Origin of the sequence: Belliella filtrata (assembly GCF_022549775.1) — a bacterium.
Classification (GTDB): Bacteria; Bacteroidota; Bacteroidia; order Cytophagales; family Cyclobacteriaceae; genus Belliella; species Belliella filtrata.
Map to the genome: position 1 here is coordinate 1 of NZ_JAKZGP010000086.1, position 13,648 is coordinate 13,648.

A 13,648-nucleotide genomic window follows, 5' to 3' on the forward strand; every position below is an offset into this window, starting at 1 on the left:
ACTATACCCAGAGAGGGTACCGCAAAAAAACTAAATTTTCAGCCTACTGTCTTAGTTGCCTTAAGGCAACTAAGACAGTAGGCTGAAAGAAAGATTTAACCTTAGACACAGTTTAATGAACTATCCCGAGTAGAATTACTTTTCACTATTAATTTTATTTCTCTTTCGAAATCGTTCCTAATGCTAGACAAATAATTAGTATGTACAACCGAGTCATCTTGAGAAAGAATATCTTCCACCTCTTTTTTGGGTAAATACGATTCTAAATTATTTTTTACTCTATTCTGGATGTTTTCAAACGTATAAAAGTTAATATATTGGGTAAGGGATTCTTTATTGGTGCCAAAAGAGTTTTTCATAAAATTATCCAGATAATCTTGTTTTACGATGTCTGTATTTCTAAGAAATTTTAAAAAGTCATTCTTTGTTAAATAATCATTGGTGCCACTTGGTGTTTTTCTAATTTGAGCCTCTTTTCCAAATTTCATGGTCATTGCAATAGGGCCCTTAGTAGCCTCTTCAACTGCTGGTCTCATGGTTTGAAGTGCATAAAAATATTTCATTGACTCGTCTGTATTTCTGGCATCTTTTAGAACATCAGAAAAAGAATCCTCAGTCTTTGAAATATCATCAAGTAAAATTTTAAGATTCTTGTCAAATGTATCAAAATCATTAAAAATTAACCTGAATGATTCCAAATTAGATCCTGGAGGTACTGCTTTAATAATTTCATATATATGATGTTCTTCCTGAACAGAATATTGTAAAATGTATTTAGCATTTCCACCTAAGTTTACTTTACCAATTAATTTTTTGTCTTCTTGATTTTGGCTTAATACAGGCTTGGTTACTAGCAATAGACAAAATAGGACTGTGAGATTTCTTAATGTTTTCATGTTTTTTAGAAATTATCTTAGTATAAATCATCGTGATATGGCTTGAATAGTGTTATAAATGTCTGTTAGGGATTAGCTTTTGATTAAGGCTATTTTATTTGCTCGTATTTTGAATCTTGTTTCAAGCTATACTTCTTGTTTTTCTTTATGTGGATAGGGCATAAATAGAGATAGTTTTCAGTTATATTTAATGTTAATTGACAGTCGATTTTTACTTTTTTATAACCTAGTATTCTAATTTAAATTAGTGTTTTAATAAGCAAGATCTTATTAATCAGGTTGATGTGTTAAAACTAGCTTATTTAGATTTATAAAAAAATACCTACTTATGGGTATTTTTCACTGATGTGATCAACGTTTTCGTGTTTAAAAGTGCTTGCTGAATGAAGGCATATTGAAACTATGGTGAAAGAAAAGCTGAGTGCTTCAATTGTTAAATTCTTAAATTTGGAATTGCTTTCAGATATGACTTTAATTTACTTTTTAAAAATCGCTCACCATCAGGTCAATACAACTTTTTAATAATTGGAATTTTACTGTTAACAAGGCCATTAAAAGTCTCCTTGGAGAAGTAAAGTCAAATAGGCTGCAAGATCATTTAGTAAGCGGTGTGTTATATTGGATTGCAGCCTCAAAGACCATCATGACGTTTGTCAATTATTTGGATTAGAAGAACTTTGTGTTTAGTTTTTTATGGCTGACTTTCTTCTGATATAAATGATTTTTAATTTCGCTTTTAACAGTTTAGTAAACTATTTATTGTAATTTTAGATCTAATCAGTTTGAATTCTCAAATGTGTTAATTGCCCAATCAATTAGATAGCCTTGAGGTCAGGCTTGTGTTTACTAATTGAATTGACAGAAAAAAAGGAACATATGTATTGACGAAAGAGTCAGGTTGCAACGAGTGGGGTAGCACCTAATGGCTTTTCCGGTATTCCCCATTTTAGCCTTATGGCAAGTGTGTATTTCATAACTAGATGAGTTATGTACAGGATATGTATTATCGGATTAGTACTTGTATCTCTTTTGAGTACAACTTCTTGTGATCTTTTGAATTCAAAAGAAACAATGGATGGTTTTGCCAGAGAGATGAGTGATGACCCTGAGGAAAAACTTCCTCCAGGAAAAGATTAAATTGTCACTCTAAAAATTAAGTAAAAGATTAACCTAAAAAATAGAGGCCGTCCTTTTCGGACAGCCTCTTTTCAAATATTTTTTAATCCTTAAACAAGTTATTCTTTAATACGGGAGGTATTGCACCATCAAAGCCAGAACTATCTAACTGTAAGAGATCAGCAATGATTGGGGCAAAATCTATCAAATTAACATTGTCTACAGGGGTTTCGAATGCTTTGATTTGTTTACCGTAGATGATCATCCCTGTTTGGATATTTTTAAAATTGGGATAATTCCCATGAATTCCACCAGATGACTCCGAGAACAATTCCTCTGTCCAAGAAGCACCAAATTTATAACCTTCATTTGCGGCCAAGGCAAGGACTGCATCAGGATGGGCTCCTGCTTGCTTTAATTGTTCTTTATCTAGTATTTCAAAACCAGCTCTAATTTCTTTTGGAAGCTTATCCAAAGATGAAATTATTTGATTCAAGAGCCTAGTATCATTTTTATCTTTCAAATGTAAAAAGGTACTTCCTGAAGAACTTTGGAAGAAACCTTTCCAGTCATTTCTATTAATTTCATTGCCTAGTAAGCCCATCTCTGCAAGTAAGACATTAGGCTGAATGAGATGATGGATATCCACAAAACCATGATCACCGATTACCATGACTACCGTCTGATCTGCAATACCAGCCCTATCTATAGATTCTATAATATGACCTACAGCCTGGTCAACGGATGCCAATGTTTGTCTAATGAGTTCAGAATCTCTACCTTTTTTATGTTGGGCACCGTCTGTATGGACCAAATGAATGGTTGAAAGATTAGGCTTATATTTTCTAATAACGTAGCCCATCATCCTGCTATGATTCTGATCCATCACCCTATAAGATAGGCTTATATCATCACCTTCGAGTTTTCCTGTAGCATATTCTTCCAATTCCTCCAACAAGTTTGCAGGGTTGTCCCATTTTCTGATGGCAACGGTTCTATCACTAGGTGCCTCAGAAGTCCAAACCTCTGGTATATTATAGTCTATTGGAGCACCAGCGGTAACTGGCCAGCTGAATGCTGCCGAGGTCATATTTTTTTCTTTGATTTTTTCCCAAAGTGTTTTCGTCTTTACATCCTTATATTCCATAAACCACTTTGAGCTATAGTTCTGTAGATCCAAATCCATGTTATAAAAGATGCCATGATTTACAGGAAGCTGACCACTTATAATAGAAGTGTGGGAAGCATAGGTGGCTGTCGGGAAGACCCCATTTACACCAGATGCTGCAATTCCATGTTTTGCCAGGTGTTGAATGTTTGGTGCTGGCCAAGTTTCATCTAAGTAAAACTCTGGTCTCAATCCATCTATAGAGATCAATACAACATGATTGATTTCATTATTATTTTGTGCATGGCTTGAGGATAATGCCCAAAAGCAACACAATGTTATTATCAGGTTCTTTTTCATTTTTTTAGAAGAAAGGAATTACCAAGTTTGACTGTTTATTTGCTATCAAGACCTTATTCATGTCATGTCTAATGGTTACAATTCCTGAATTTGGGTCAACTGAAAAATCGTCCATTTCAAGATCAAGCGGAATAAATGTTGGGAGCTGGGTCACCAGGTGAGACTCATTGACATTACTATTGTTGTTGAACTCCAATTCAGAAATTGGAAAACGAATTCCAAGATCTGTCATTCTTCTGCCTTCAGCAAAAAACACTTCTTGTCGAATCAGGTAGGTCAAATACAGCAACTCATCCACTGAAGAAGCTTCTTCAATGTCTGATACTGTTACATGTGTCCCTGAAACGCTGTAAGCATTGATTTTACCAGCTTGTCTGTCAAGCACCAAACCTGATATCCAAGGGCTTGAAGAATCAAATCTAACTGCAACAGCGCTTAAAGGATAATCATTTCTATTACCACCATTTCTTGTTTCTCTGGAATCATCTAATTGAGTCACTGGTCTTATTGCAATAACTTCAGTGATCAATCTAGAAAGGTTACTCTTAGCTTCGGCTATATTGCCTTCTGAAAGGGCTGCTTCTGCCAATATCAAAAATGCTTCTTCGGCTTTTAGGATGCTGATTGGCTTTTGATCGTCCACTATGACAGAAGTCAAGTTGAAATATTTGGGATCAAGAAAGTCTAACCTTGGAAGTGGCGCAAATTGATTGATCGTCCCAGAGAAGATAGCATTTTGAAAATTGTTACTTGGTCCAGATTGCGTTCCGTAAAACACTTGTTTCAAAAGACTTGGATTTGTAGCAGTAACCCTAGCTGCCGCATTCCTAGCTGCCTGTCGGTCACCTTTGGAGTGATTAGCTCTTGCTAGTGCAAGGTCACAAATTAACTGATCATTAGCAGCTGTGTATTTCCCTTGAGCTTGTGTAAAATATTGAATGGCTCTATCTAGGTGTTCTGTTGGGGTCAATACCTGACCATTAGGTGACTCGGGCATTGCCACAAACAATTCTGCGGCAAGCAAATGAGCATAGCCCATGATAAAGATACATTCAGCCTCTTGAATTGCTGTAGCCTCTGGATCATTTGGCAAAACCTTTTCTAATCCAAACCTGGCTGTTTCTAAGAGTAAATGTATGCTGGTCTGAACACGTCGAACATCAATATCAAAGTAATTGATTTCTGGAAAGTCAAATACCTTACTGCTCTGGGTGTAGTTATTGAAATAATTATCAGATACCAGTTCAGTAAACTCTACTACTGTTCCAACAGTCAAACTCGATTGCCTTTTCAGTCCATTCATCCATATGGCTGCTGCCTGAGGGCTGTTTATAAATCTATCTTCTGTTACATAAGGGTTGGTAACATCAAACAGGTCGCAGGAGTACAAACCAAAGCTTGCTAGAATTATAAATGATATGTATGTGATTAACTTTTTCATGATAATTAGAAATTGAATTTAACAGAACCAATATATTGTCTAGGTGCAGCGTAAGTTGCATAAGATATCCCTCCGGTGGTGGCACCCCCCTGACCAGCCGCACTTCCACTGATGGTTGCTTCAGGATCAAAGCTTGAAGTGGCGAAGTTCAAAGGGTTTTGAACATTGAAGCCAATGGTCATGGTTTTAAAAAATGATTGATTTGCTCGAATAACATAATTAGCTCCAATAACCCTCACTTTTATAAAATCAGTCTTCTCAATAAACATATTGGTCATGTTCAACCAGCCAGCTCTACCATTCTGATCTATTTCAGCTTGAGGAATACCTTCATTCCCAGCGCCATAGAAATACCTGAACTGGCTATCCCAGTTATTGGCGAAAGCTCCTCTTTGATAATCAGCATTTGCAAAAAAGTTAAAGGATTTGAACTCATAGTTTAAGCCCATGCTACCATATAGATCAGGGATGGTTGTACCTAAGTTTTGAAGTGGAATAACTTCAGTCACCAAGCCTTCATCATTGAAAATGGCCTTGCTACCCCTGATAAAGCCCACTGGAAAACCTTCTTGAACAACGGTTTGAACTGTCCTTTCAGAGAATCCATTGATGTTGAATGGAGCAGAACCACCAGAATTGACCACGATGTTTTTGTTGGTATTTACAGATAAATTAAAAGACAAAGACTGATTTAGCTTTTGAAGGGCAATCAGGTTCATGCTAACTTCAATGCCTTTGTTATTGATTTCTCCAACATTTCTAAAAGCATCAGACTCTCCAGATGAAGGAGAAGAAGGTACTCTAAATAGCGCATCATTGGTGGTGGCATTATAGTATCCTACTGATATGGCTAACCTGTCTTTGAACAGGCCAAAATCCATACCCACTTCCAAAGTTGATGTTTTCTCTGGTCTTAAGTCGGCTCCAGGCGTACCAAATACTGCTGCTTGCTCACCCAAGTAGCCTGGGAAACTGATCGTCCTTAGGTTCATAAAAGGTGTTGGGAAATTACCCGCAACACCGTAATTTCCTCTTAATTTTAAAGATGAAAGCCAGTTCATATCTTCAAAAAAGGGTTCAAAAGTAGGGATATATGAAAAACCTACTTTAGGATAATATTGAACTCCGATATCTTGACCAAAGGCACTGTTTCCATCACCTCTCAAGCCCAATTCTAAAAACATTTTGTCTTTAAATCCCAAATTCTCTTGAAAGTAGACCCCATAGTTTACTACTTCGTAGTAAACCTCATTACTCGTTTTCAAGGCTGCATCAGCAATGTTTCTGGCACCATCTCGGATGTTCGTACCTACATAAGAAACTTGTCTATCTTCATTTCTAAATAGCTGTCCACCAAAAGTACTTACAAAGCTAAACTCTCCAATATTCATCCTGTGTTGGGCATTTGCTTCCAAAGTAAGCCCCCAGAACTTCCTGTCTCCATTGGAAATTGAGCCTTGGTTAGTTGTTAGGTTGCCTGTAGTATGGGTTAAATACTCATTGGTCGTAATCACTTGGTTTCTTAAAGTACGATAATCTATCCCCCCGACTGCTTTCATGGTAATAGATTCAAGTGGCTTGTAAGTAAAGCTCTGAGAAGTCTGGAATCTATTGACTACGATTTCATTGTCTTGCAATCTTTCAGCCTTTCTTACATATTCCCTCATCCTTTGATATTCCTCTTCGGGAAGGTTATCAATATCAGGATTGAATCTTGGTTGAGGGCCAGTAGTTGCAGAAGCTCCACTTTCGGTATACCAGAGGCCAGTGTATCCCCCTTGATTTCCATTTCTATTTCTTTTGAACCGGTTATTGATGAAGCTGAATGAACTTTCATAAACCACTTTTTCTCCCAGCTTGGCACTAAAGCCAGATCTCATATCCAATCTATCATTCTTATTTTGGTCAAAAATCTGTACACCGTCACTGTTGAGGTACCCCATGGTAAAGCTATAGCCAAATCCTTCACTATTGCTTCCATTAATGCCCAAATTGTACCTTTGATAAAGCCCATTTTGAAAGAGTAAGTCTTCAACACGTTTGAACCTAAGAAAATCTGTTGTCGGAGTTTCCAAACCTATTTCTGTTCCAAAATTCAAGCTTAATCTTCCATCTCCAGATTTCTTAGTGAAAATTTGAATCACGCCATTTGCTGCATCAGAGCCAAAGAGAGTTGTTGCAGCTCCACCATTGACATACTCTATCCTTTCTATATTGTCCATTGGGATATCTGCCAATGAGCTAATGCCTGCACTTTGCGCACCACCACCTCCAATGGTAGAAGCGGTATTTAAATTATCCATCCGAACGCCATCCACATAGATAACTGGTGTAGAATTAACAAAAGCAGAGACAACTCCTCTTGCCCTAATGATAGATGTGGCACCTGCCTGACCACCTGTCAAGCGGATTTGTGCATTCGGTATTTTGGCTTGAAGTAATTGATCAAATCTATTGGCTGGAAATTTCTCTAATTCCTTACCACTCACACTGACTACATTGGTCGATAACCTACGCTTCTGTATGCTCATTCCCTGACCAGTAACGACAACTTCATCCAAGGAACTGGTATTTTCCATCAAGATGATGTCTAAAGTAGCATTATTTACTACGTATTCAGCTGTTTGAAAACCAATAAAAGACACCTGAAGAACATCCCCTGGGCTTACATTGAGTCTAAACTTTCCATCCATATCCGTTACTGTCCCGGTAGTGCTCCCTTTAACTCTTACACTAGCTCCTGGTAGGGTCTCGCCTTGGCGGGTTCTTACAATACCTTCAACCAACTCTCTAACTTTATTTGTTTTGCTTATGGCTATTTGGTTACCCTTAATCTGGGCGTTGATGCCCAACTGAGCTTGCATTTGTTTAAGAACCTTATCGATCTTCATTTCATCATTTTCCAAGAGAAGCTTGCCAGAAGGTCTTTCAGCATAAAGGAATAGGAGTCCAGTATCTTTAGAGATTGACTCCATTACTTGGCTTACATCATAGCTACCTTTCCCTAAGGCAATTCTTTTGTCGGTAATGGATTGGGCATTGACCTGCATTGAAAACAAGGCAAGAAATAAATAAACCTTTGTTTTCAGGTGTCTTTTTAATTTTTTCGTAGTTTTACTTTTCATTGTTAAAATCATTTTAAGTGGTTTTAATTAGGGGGTTATGCTTGGCAGAGCGTGATCCCCTGTTTCTTTTTAATTGTTTTCTTCATAAATCATCAATTGGTCATCCTTTATAGTAATTTTTAAATTGTGTATAAAACTAATTTGTGCTAGGGTGTCTTCCAGGTCTTCAAAAGTAAATTGGCCACCTATCAAAAGTCGCTCAATCTTCTTTTCTGAAAACTTTGTAGTTGTTCCAAATTTCATATCTATGATCCTCATCAAGCTTTTGAGGGGAATCCCATCGATATTGAAAGTTTCTTTATGATTGTCTTGATCAACCATCAATCTAACTGTATAATCTTGCTGAGGATGTTCCGAATCATACCTCAGGACCTCACCTGGGCGAATGAGAATTTTTTCAGTGTTAGAATGAGGGATGACGCTTACCAAACCAGAAAAAAGCATGACTTGAGAAATTCCATTGTCATTTGATGCTACTTGAAAAGATGTTCCGAGAACTTCCAGCATGGAAGGACCAAAATGTAAAAGCAGCTTGCTATTACCTATCTTTTGAATATCAAAAAAAGCATCACCTTCCAATTCAAGTACCCTGTCTTTGGTAAGGTAACTCTGCTTGTACTTTAGCTTAGCATTTGGGTATAACAAAACTTGGCTGCCATCTGGTAATTCCACTTCCAGCATGCTTGTGTGAGTATTTTCATAATAGTTTTGGTCAAGATGAAGAATAACCAAAGCAGAGAGTAATGTAAAGGCAAAGAATGATGCCGCTATTTTTAGCCATGATTTACTGCTCAAATGCTTCTTATTTTTGGCGTCGGTAGGTAGATTTAATTCCCTAAATATATTCTCCTTATTTCTTTTCAAATTAACTGTACTATCGGTACCAACTTCTTCAGATGCCCCAAGCTTTTCATAAAAAGTATCTACTAGGGAACGTTCCATTGGATTGGCTTTTCCATCAATCACTTTTTTTAAAAGTTCCTTAAATTCTAATTCAGTCATGCTGCTCTTTTAATTTGCCATAAGATGCATATGAGAAAAGAAACACGTACTTGAAAATGAGTGAAAATAGATATGTAACAATTTGTTAATTGAAAATGAATGATCCGCTTTTTCAATTAAGTCGTATCCTTCAGAATATCTGATGTTTATATCCAAAACAGTAATGTTGTAAAGGATTTGACACACTTAATTATTTGATAATAAGTTCAGTTAGCAAAAAGATTATATCCTCTTGAAATTTGGGGAAAGATTAAAAAAATGGATTTCTCAGCGTACATAACCGACCAAAAATTGTTTGAGTTAATAAAACAGGATCATCCTCAGGGCTTGTCTTTGTTAATCGATAGGTATTGGTCAGAACTCTATAAAAAAGCTTCAAAAATACTTCCCACGGACGAAAGTGAAGACCTTGTTCAACAAGTCTTCATTGGAATTTGGAAAAACAGAGAAGGTTTGATGATCACACATGTTAGGGGGTTCTTACATCAAGACTTAAAATTCAAAGTCCTTCAAGCTTTGAGAAAAAGGAAAGTTCAGCAGGAGCATTTGTCACTGATGGAGAACATTCAGTTTGTGAACAAAACAGAATCAATCATCTCAGAAAAAGAATTGCGCATGGAAATAGAGGATATCCTGCAAAAGCTACCCTCAAGAACAAAAGAAGTATTTACCTTAAGTCGGTTTGAAAACTTGAGTAATAAAGAGATTGCTGAAAAGCTCAACATATCCATCAGAACCGTAGAAAAACAGATAAGTAATGCTTTGATTAGCTTCAAGAGGCTTAAAACCAATAATTTATAAAATACATTTTTTACTTCATGATTGAGTCTATTCATCATTTGATGATTTTTCCCAAGTCAGAAAACCCCATTAAAAACAACATATTTAGCGTTCAGATTTAATGTTTAAGCAAAAAGAGCCGTTATATCAACCCTTCGTCTTCAAATGAATAGTATCATTCCTCTGTCAGGATGATATGATCCAAGACAGTTATGTCCAAGATTTTGCAGGCCTCTTTGATCTTTGCAGTCAACCTTTTATCTAGTTCAGAGCTTTTTAGATTTCCACTTGGATGGTTATATCATTTTCATTTAAGTTTAGCATTTGATTATGGTTCGGCATCAGCCTTTTGCCCAATAAGACAAAGAGGAGAGGGAATAAGAAAAAAGGTTTATCAAATCAGTCCACAAATAAAACTTGTGGACTGATTATTTTTTTCTGTACTTTTAAGATTTTCCTGAATGGAAAAATACAGAGTTTAACCAACTAATATTTTGTAAGGATCCAATTAGCATAATTTATTCAATATCTTGCGTAATTGTCAACTTATAAATCTTCACATTTGCTTTTATAGTTGTCTCAAGAGTGTCTTCACCTGCTTTTGCCTCAAAAGAGTATTTCTTGCAGGGTTGGTTTTGTTCTAACTTTACAACAAATTCAAATTGTGCAAGGACATCGTCTTCAAGCCGCAATTCAAAAGAAGTCATTCCGTCTTCTAGACTGTTTTTTGTCATTTTGGAAGAGGTTAGATAAACTGTGCCCTCAGATGTTTCTTTGACTTCGTTTTCAATTTCTTCCCATTCATCATTTTTTTTCCCAAAAATTTTCAGGGATTCAGCATCAAAATCTTCTTCTTCAAGAATCAAGTTATCATCTTCATCGATTAATAGAACATTGAAGTTTGCAAGTGGCTCGTCTACACATGGAAGAGAATTGTCTTTGTCACAACTGATTAATAATGTGACAGCGCCCATAATAGAGATCATGGAAAATGCTTTTTTTAACATATCTTTTTTGTTTAGGTTTTAAAATTATTAATTGAGCGCTCACAGTTGGATACGGGCATAATCATGAATGTGCGACAATTGCCACAAATTTTTTATTGTGAAAACTTGCTTAATGATTGATAATCAGAGACAAAAAAAGTCAGATGATTGGTTTCTATTATGGTTGCAAATAAGAGTTTTAGTTTTTAGAGATCATATTTCTTTGTGAATTATAAGAAATGAATACTGATTTATAAATCGGAACTATAGAAATATAAACAAAGGAGATGTTTGTGGGAATGAAAAATAAACCAAAAAACTCAAACAACATTTTATGAAAAAATTATTCACATTTCTGGCGATAATGCTAATTTTTTTTCAAACATTTCCTCAAGATCTTGAAAGTAAAATGGACTCATTGGCAAAGACATTAACAGGGGATAACCAACCGGGATTCATTGTTGGTGTGACTAAAGGCCAGGATATTCTTTTTAAAAAAAGCTATGGCCATATGAATCTTGATTACCAAATGCCAATTACAGACCAAACTACGTTTAATTTGGCATCTGTTGCCAAGCACATTACAGCTTTTGCATTACTTAAATTAGAACAGGAAGAACAACTAGATTTAAATGCTTCTGTTCGTCAATATATTCCCGATTTACCTGATTATGGTAAAGATTTTACGGTTAGTCAAATGATCTTTCATACAAGTGGACTGGGTTCAACAGATAATATACGTCTATTAGCAGGTATTTCCTTGGAACAGCCTTGGACTGCTGAAGATGAATACAATTTGATTATGTCTTATAGGATACTAAACTTTACTCCAGGGGAGGAATTTCTATATTCAAATGGGGGATATGCATTGTTAGCCAAAATAATTGAAAATGTAAGTGGAAAATCTTTCGATGAATATATCGAGAGCGAAATTTTCTCCCCTTTAGGAATGAACAATTCATATGCATATACAAGACCAGGAAAGACCATTCCCAATAGAGCCGCTGGCTACAAGAATACTGCAAATGGGATTGAAAGAACTATAACAGAATCTGAGTCAGTGGCAGGAGGGACAAATATTTACATGAGTTTGGAAGATATGTTAACATGGGGAAGGCACTATTTCAATCCCTCATTATTTGATATAGAAGTAAAAAGAAGGCTGGAGGAATCTCCGACAAAATTGGCCGATGGAACAGATCTAAAGTATTCTTATGGCTTAAGCCTAGTGGATTATAAAGGTGTTAGACTAGTTAGTCATTCTGGTGGTACTATGGGTTTCTCTGCATATTTCACTTGGTATCCTGATCACGATATGTTTGTTGGTGTGGCTTCAAATAATCAAAATATTAGTACAGCCACAATTTCAAGGTTGGTAACCGAAACCTTACTGTCTGACTACTTAGTTCAACCAACAGTCGTTGAGGATATAGATGTTATGTTGAGTAGTGAGGAATTAAAAAAGTTTGAAGGGTCTTTCAAAATGGAAGATGGGATGGTGCTTAAATTCGAGGAAAAAGAAGGGAAGCTTTTCTTATTAATTCCTGATGCTCCAGAGTTTGAACTTTTTGCATCTTCATCCAATAAGTTCTATTTGAAGGCCTTTGAGGCGCAATCTGAATTTATAATCGATAATAATGGGGAAGTAAATGAATTGGTTTGGTATCAAAGCGGAAAAAGTTTTCCTGGTAAGAAAGATGATGGAACGCCTTCATTAGCGGCACCTGAAAAGGATGAATTGTTAGGGAATTACTTTAGTAAGGATTTAAATGTTACTTACCAGATTAATTTAATAAATGATGTACCTGTTTTAGTAATGCCTCGGACATTGAAATATTACTTAGATCTAGAAAACATTCCTTTAGAACATATCGATGCAGACCGTTTCAAAGTTGAGAGGCTTGGTGAAATCTATTTTACTAGAGACATCAGAAACAGATTAAATGGTTTTGTTATCAAGGATATTGGAAGGTTGAGAAACATCCAATTTGAAAAAATTAATCAATAAACCAATAAAAACCTTTCAAGTACTGTAAATGAAGATTTAAGTATTTGAAAGGTTTTTAACCTTTTAACTCTATGGAAAATAGGATCCAATTCCGTTTGGTAGGAAATAGCCAGTATTCCCAAAAGGTTATGGACTTGTCTTTAAAAAAGATTATTGGTGAATTAGAAGTTACTTTCCCTATAAGCTCAGGTTTTTACAAGGGAGATGAGCTTTATGCATTTTTATCTATTGAGAACAATAGCAATAGTTTTAGAATATTCAAGTCTGGAAAATCTGTTGGTTACCTCCATATACATCCTTACAGGAATTTGGCTCATATCAATCTTTTGGGAGAGGGTCCGTTCCAATTTTCAATTGATGGTTTACCTAATAGCAACTGGTCAATCAGGCAAGGGAAAAAGCATCTTGAAAAATTTGGTAGTCAGTTAACAGCTTATTTACTCGAACCCAAAGAAAGAGAATTAGTAATTGCATGTGGACTTTTTATTAATGCTAAGGTTAAGTCCGACATGTCTATGGCTCTATTGGGCGCTTTCCTTTTTATCATGATGGTTTTATTTATTTGGTGATTTATTAAAATTTAAAGAATGGACAAAATATGGCTCTATGTGGAATATAGTGGGTAGTCGAATTTGAGTTTCCCAGAGATAAAGTAAATCATATTAATAAAATTGGATATATTCCTGTAACCTCTAGCTCTTTTTTTGCTAGTTGAATTTTTGAATTTATTCCTTCAAGAACACCATTTGTTAAATTAGTTTCTGTGTAAGTAATAATACCAAACCAATGTGCTTGAATTGTCTTAGCCGCTTCAATAAAAGGGAAT

Annotated in this window: 10 protein-coding genes and 2 pseudogenes; 4 read left to right on the forward strand and 8 right to left on the reverse strand. The window is 35.8% G+C overall.

Going from position 1 to position 13,648, the window contains the following annotated elements:
- Positions 1–101: 101 nt before the first annotated feature.
- Positions 102–896, reverse strand: a complete 795-nt coding sequence (locus MM239_RS19365; RefSeq protein WP_241349980.1) for a hypothetical protein — start codon at positions 894–896, stop codon at positions 102–104.
- Positions 897–1,883: 987 nt separating this feature from the next.
- Here MM239_RS19365 and MM239_RS19370 point away from each other — a divergent pair.
- Positions 1,884–2,033 carry a hypothetical protein gene (locus MM239_RS19370; RefSeq protein WP_241349981.1) on the forward strand — a complete coding sequence of 50 codons (150 nt, stop codon included), beginning with the start codon at positions 1,884–1,886 and terminating at the stop codon, positions 2,031–2,033.
- An 82-nt stretch (positions 2,034–2,115) separates the two neighbouring features.
- Here the strand turns inward: MM239_RS19370 and MM239_RS19375 are convergent, their stop codons facing one another.
- The 4 genes from MM239_RS19375 to MM239_RS19390 form a co-directional block, all read right to left on the reverse strand.
- A complete protein-coding gene (locus tag MM239_RS19375) occupies positions 2,116–3,480 on the reverse strand; it encodes an alkaline phosphatase family protein (protein WP_241349982.1) in 1,365 nt (454 codons plus the stop codon).
- 4 nt (positions 3,481–3,484) lie between these two features.
- A complete protein-coding gene (locus MM239_RS19380) occupies positions 3,485–4,921 on the reverse strand; it encodes a hypothetical protein (protein ID WP_241349983.1) in 1,437 nt (478 codons plus the stop codon).
- Between the two features lie 5 nt (positions 4,922–4,926).
- The gene (locus MM239_RS19385) at positions 4,927–8,046 is read right to left on the reverse strand and encodes a TonB-dependent receptor domain-containing protein (RefSeq protein WP_241349984.1); all 3,120 of its coding nucleotides are present in this window, start codon (positions 8,044–8,046) and stop codon (positions 4,927–4,929) included.
- A gap of 69 nt (positions 8,047–8,115) precedes the next feature.
- Positions 8,116–9,048, reverse strand: coding sequence for a FecR family protein (locus tag MM239_RS19390; RefSeq protein ID WP_241349985.1), 933 nt, complete (start codon positions 9,046–9,048; stop codon positions 8,116–8,118).
- Positions 9,049–9,339: 291 nt separating this feature from the next.
- Between MM239_RS19390 and MM239_RS19395 the strand changes: the two genes are divergently transcribed.
- Positions 9,340–9,849, forward strand: coding sequence for a sigma-70 family RNA polymerase sigma factor (locus tag MM239_RS19395; RefSeq protein ID WP_241349986.1), 510 nt, complete (start codon positions 9,340–9,342; stop codon positions 9,847–9,849).
- Between the two features lie 154 nt (positions 9,850–10,003).
- Here MM239_RS19395 and MM239_RS21045 read toward each other — a convergent pair.
- A pseudogene (locus tag MM239_RS21045) lies at positions 10,004–10,114 on the reverse strand (JAB domain-containing protein); the annotation flags it as partial.
- A gap of 232 nt (positions 10,115–10,346) precedes the next feature.
- A complete protein-coding gene (locus MM239_RS19400) occupies positions 10,347–10,835 on the reverse strand; it encodes a hypothetical protein (RefSeq protein ID WP_241349987.1) in 489 nt (162 codons plus the stop codon).
- Positions 10,836–11,148: 313 nt separating this feature from the next.
- Here MM239_RS19400 and MM239_RS19405 point away from each other — a divergent pair, with 313 nt between their 5' ends.
- The gene (locus MM239_RS19405; protein ID WP_241349988.1) at positions 11,149–12,822 is read left to right on the forward strand and encodes a serine hydrolase; all 1,674 of its coding nucleotides are present in this window, start codon (positions 11,149–11,151) and stop codon (positions 12,820–12,822) included.
- Between the two features lie 71 nt (positions 12,823–12,893).
- Positions 12,894–13,391: a hypothetical protein gene (locus MM239_RS19410; protein ID WP_241349989.1), complete on the forward strand. Its 498-nt coding sequence runs from the start codon at positions 12,894–12,896 to the stop codon at positions 13,389–13,391.
- A 35-nt stretch (positions 13,392–13,426) separates the two neighbouring features.
- Here MM239_RS19410 and MM239_RS19415 read toward each other — a convergent pair.
- Positions 13,427–13,648 (reverse strand): annotated as a pseudogene (locus MM239_RS19415) (transposase); the annotation flags it as partial.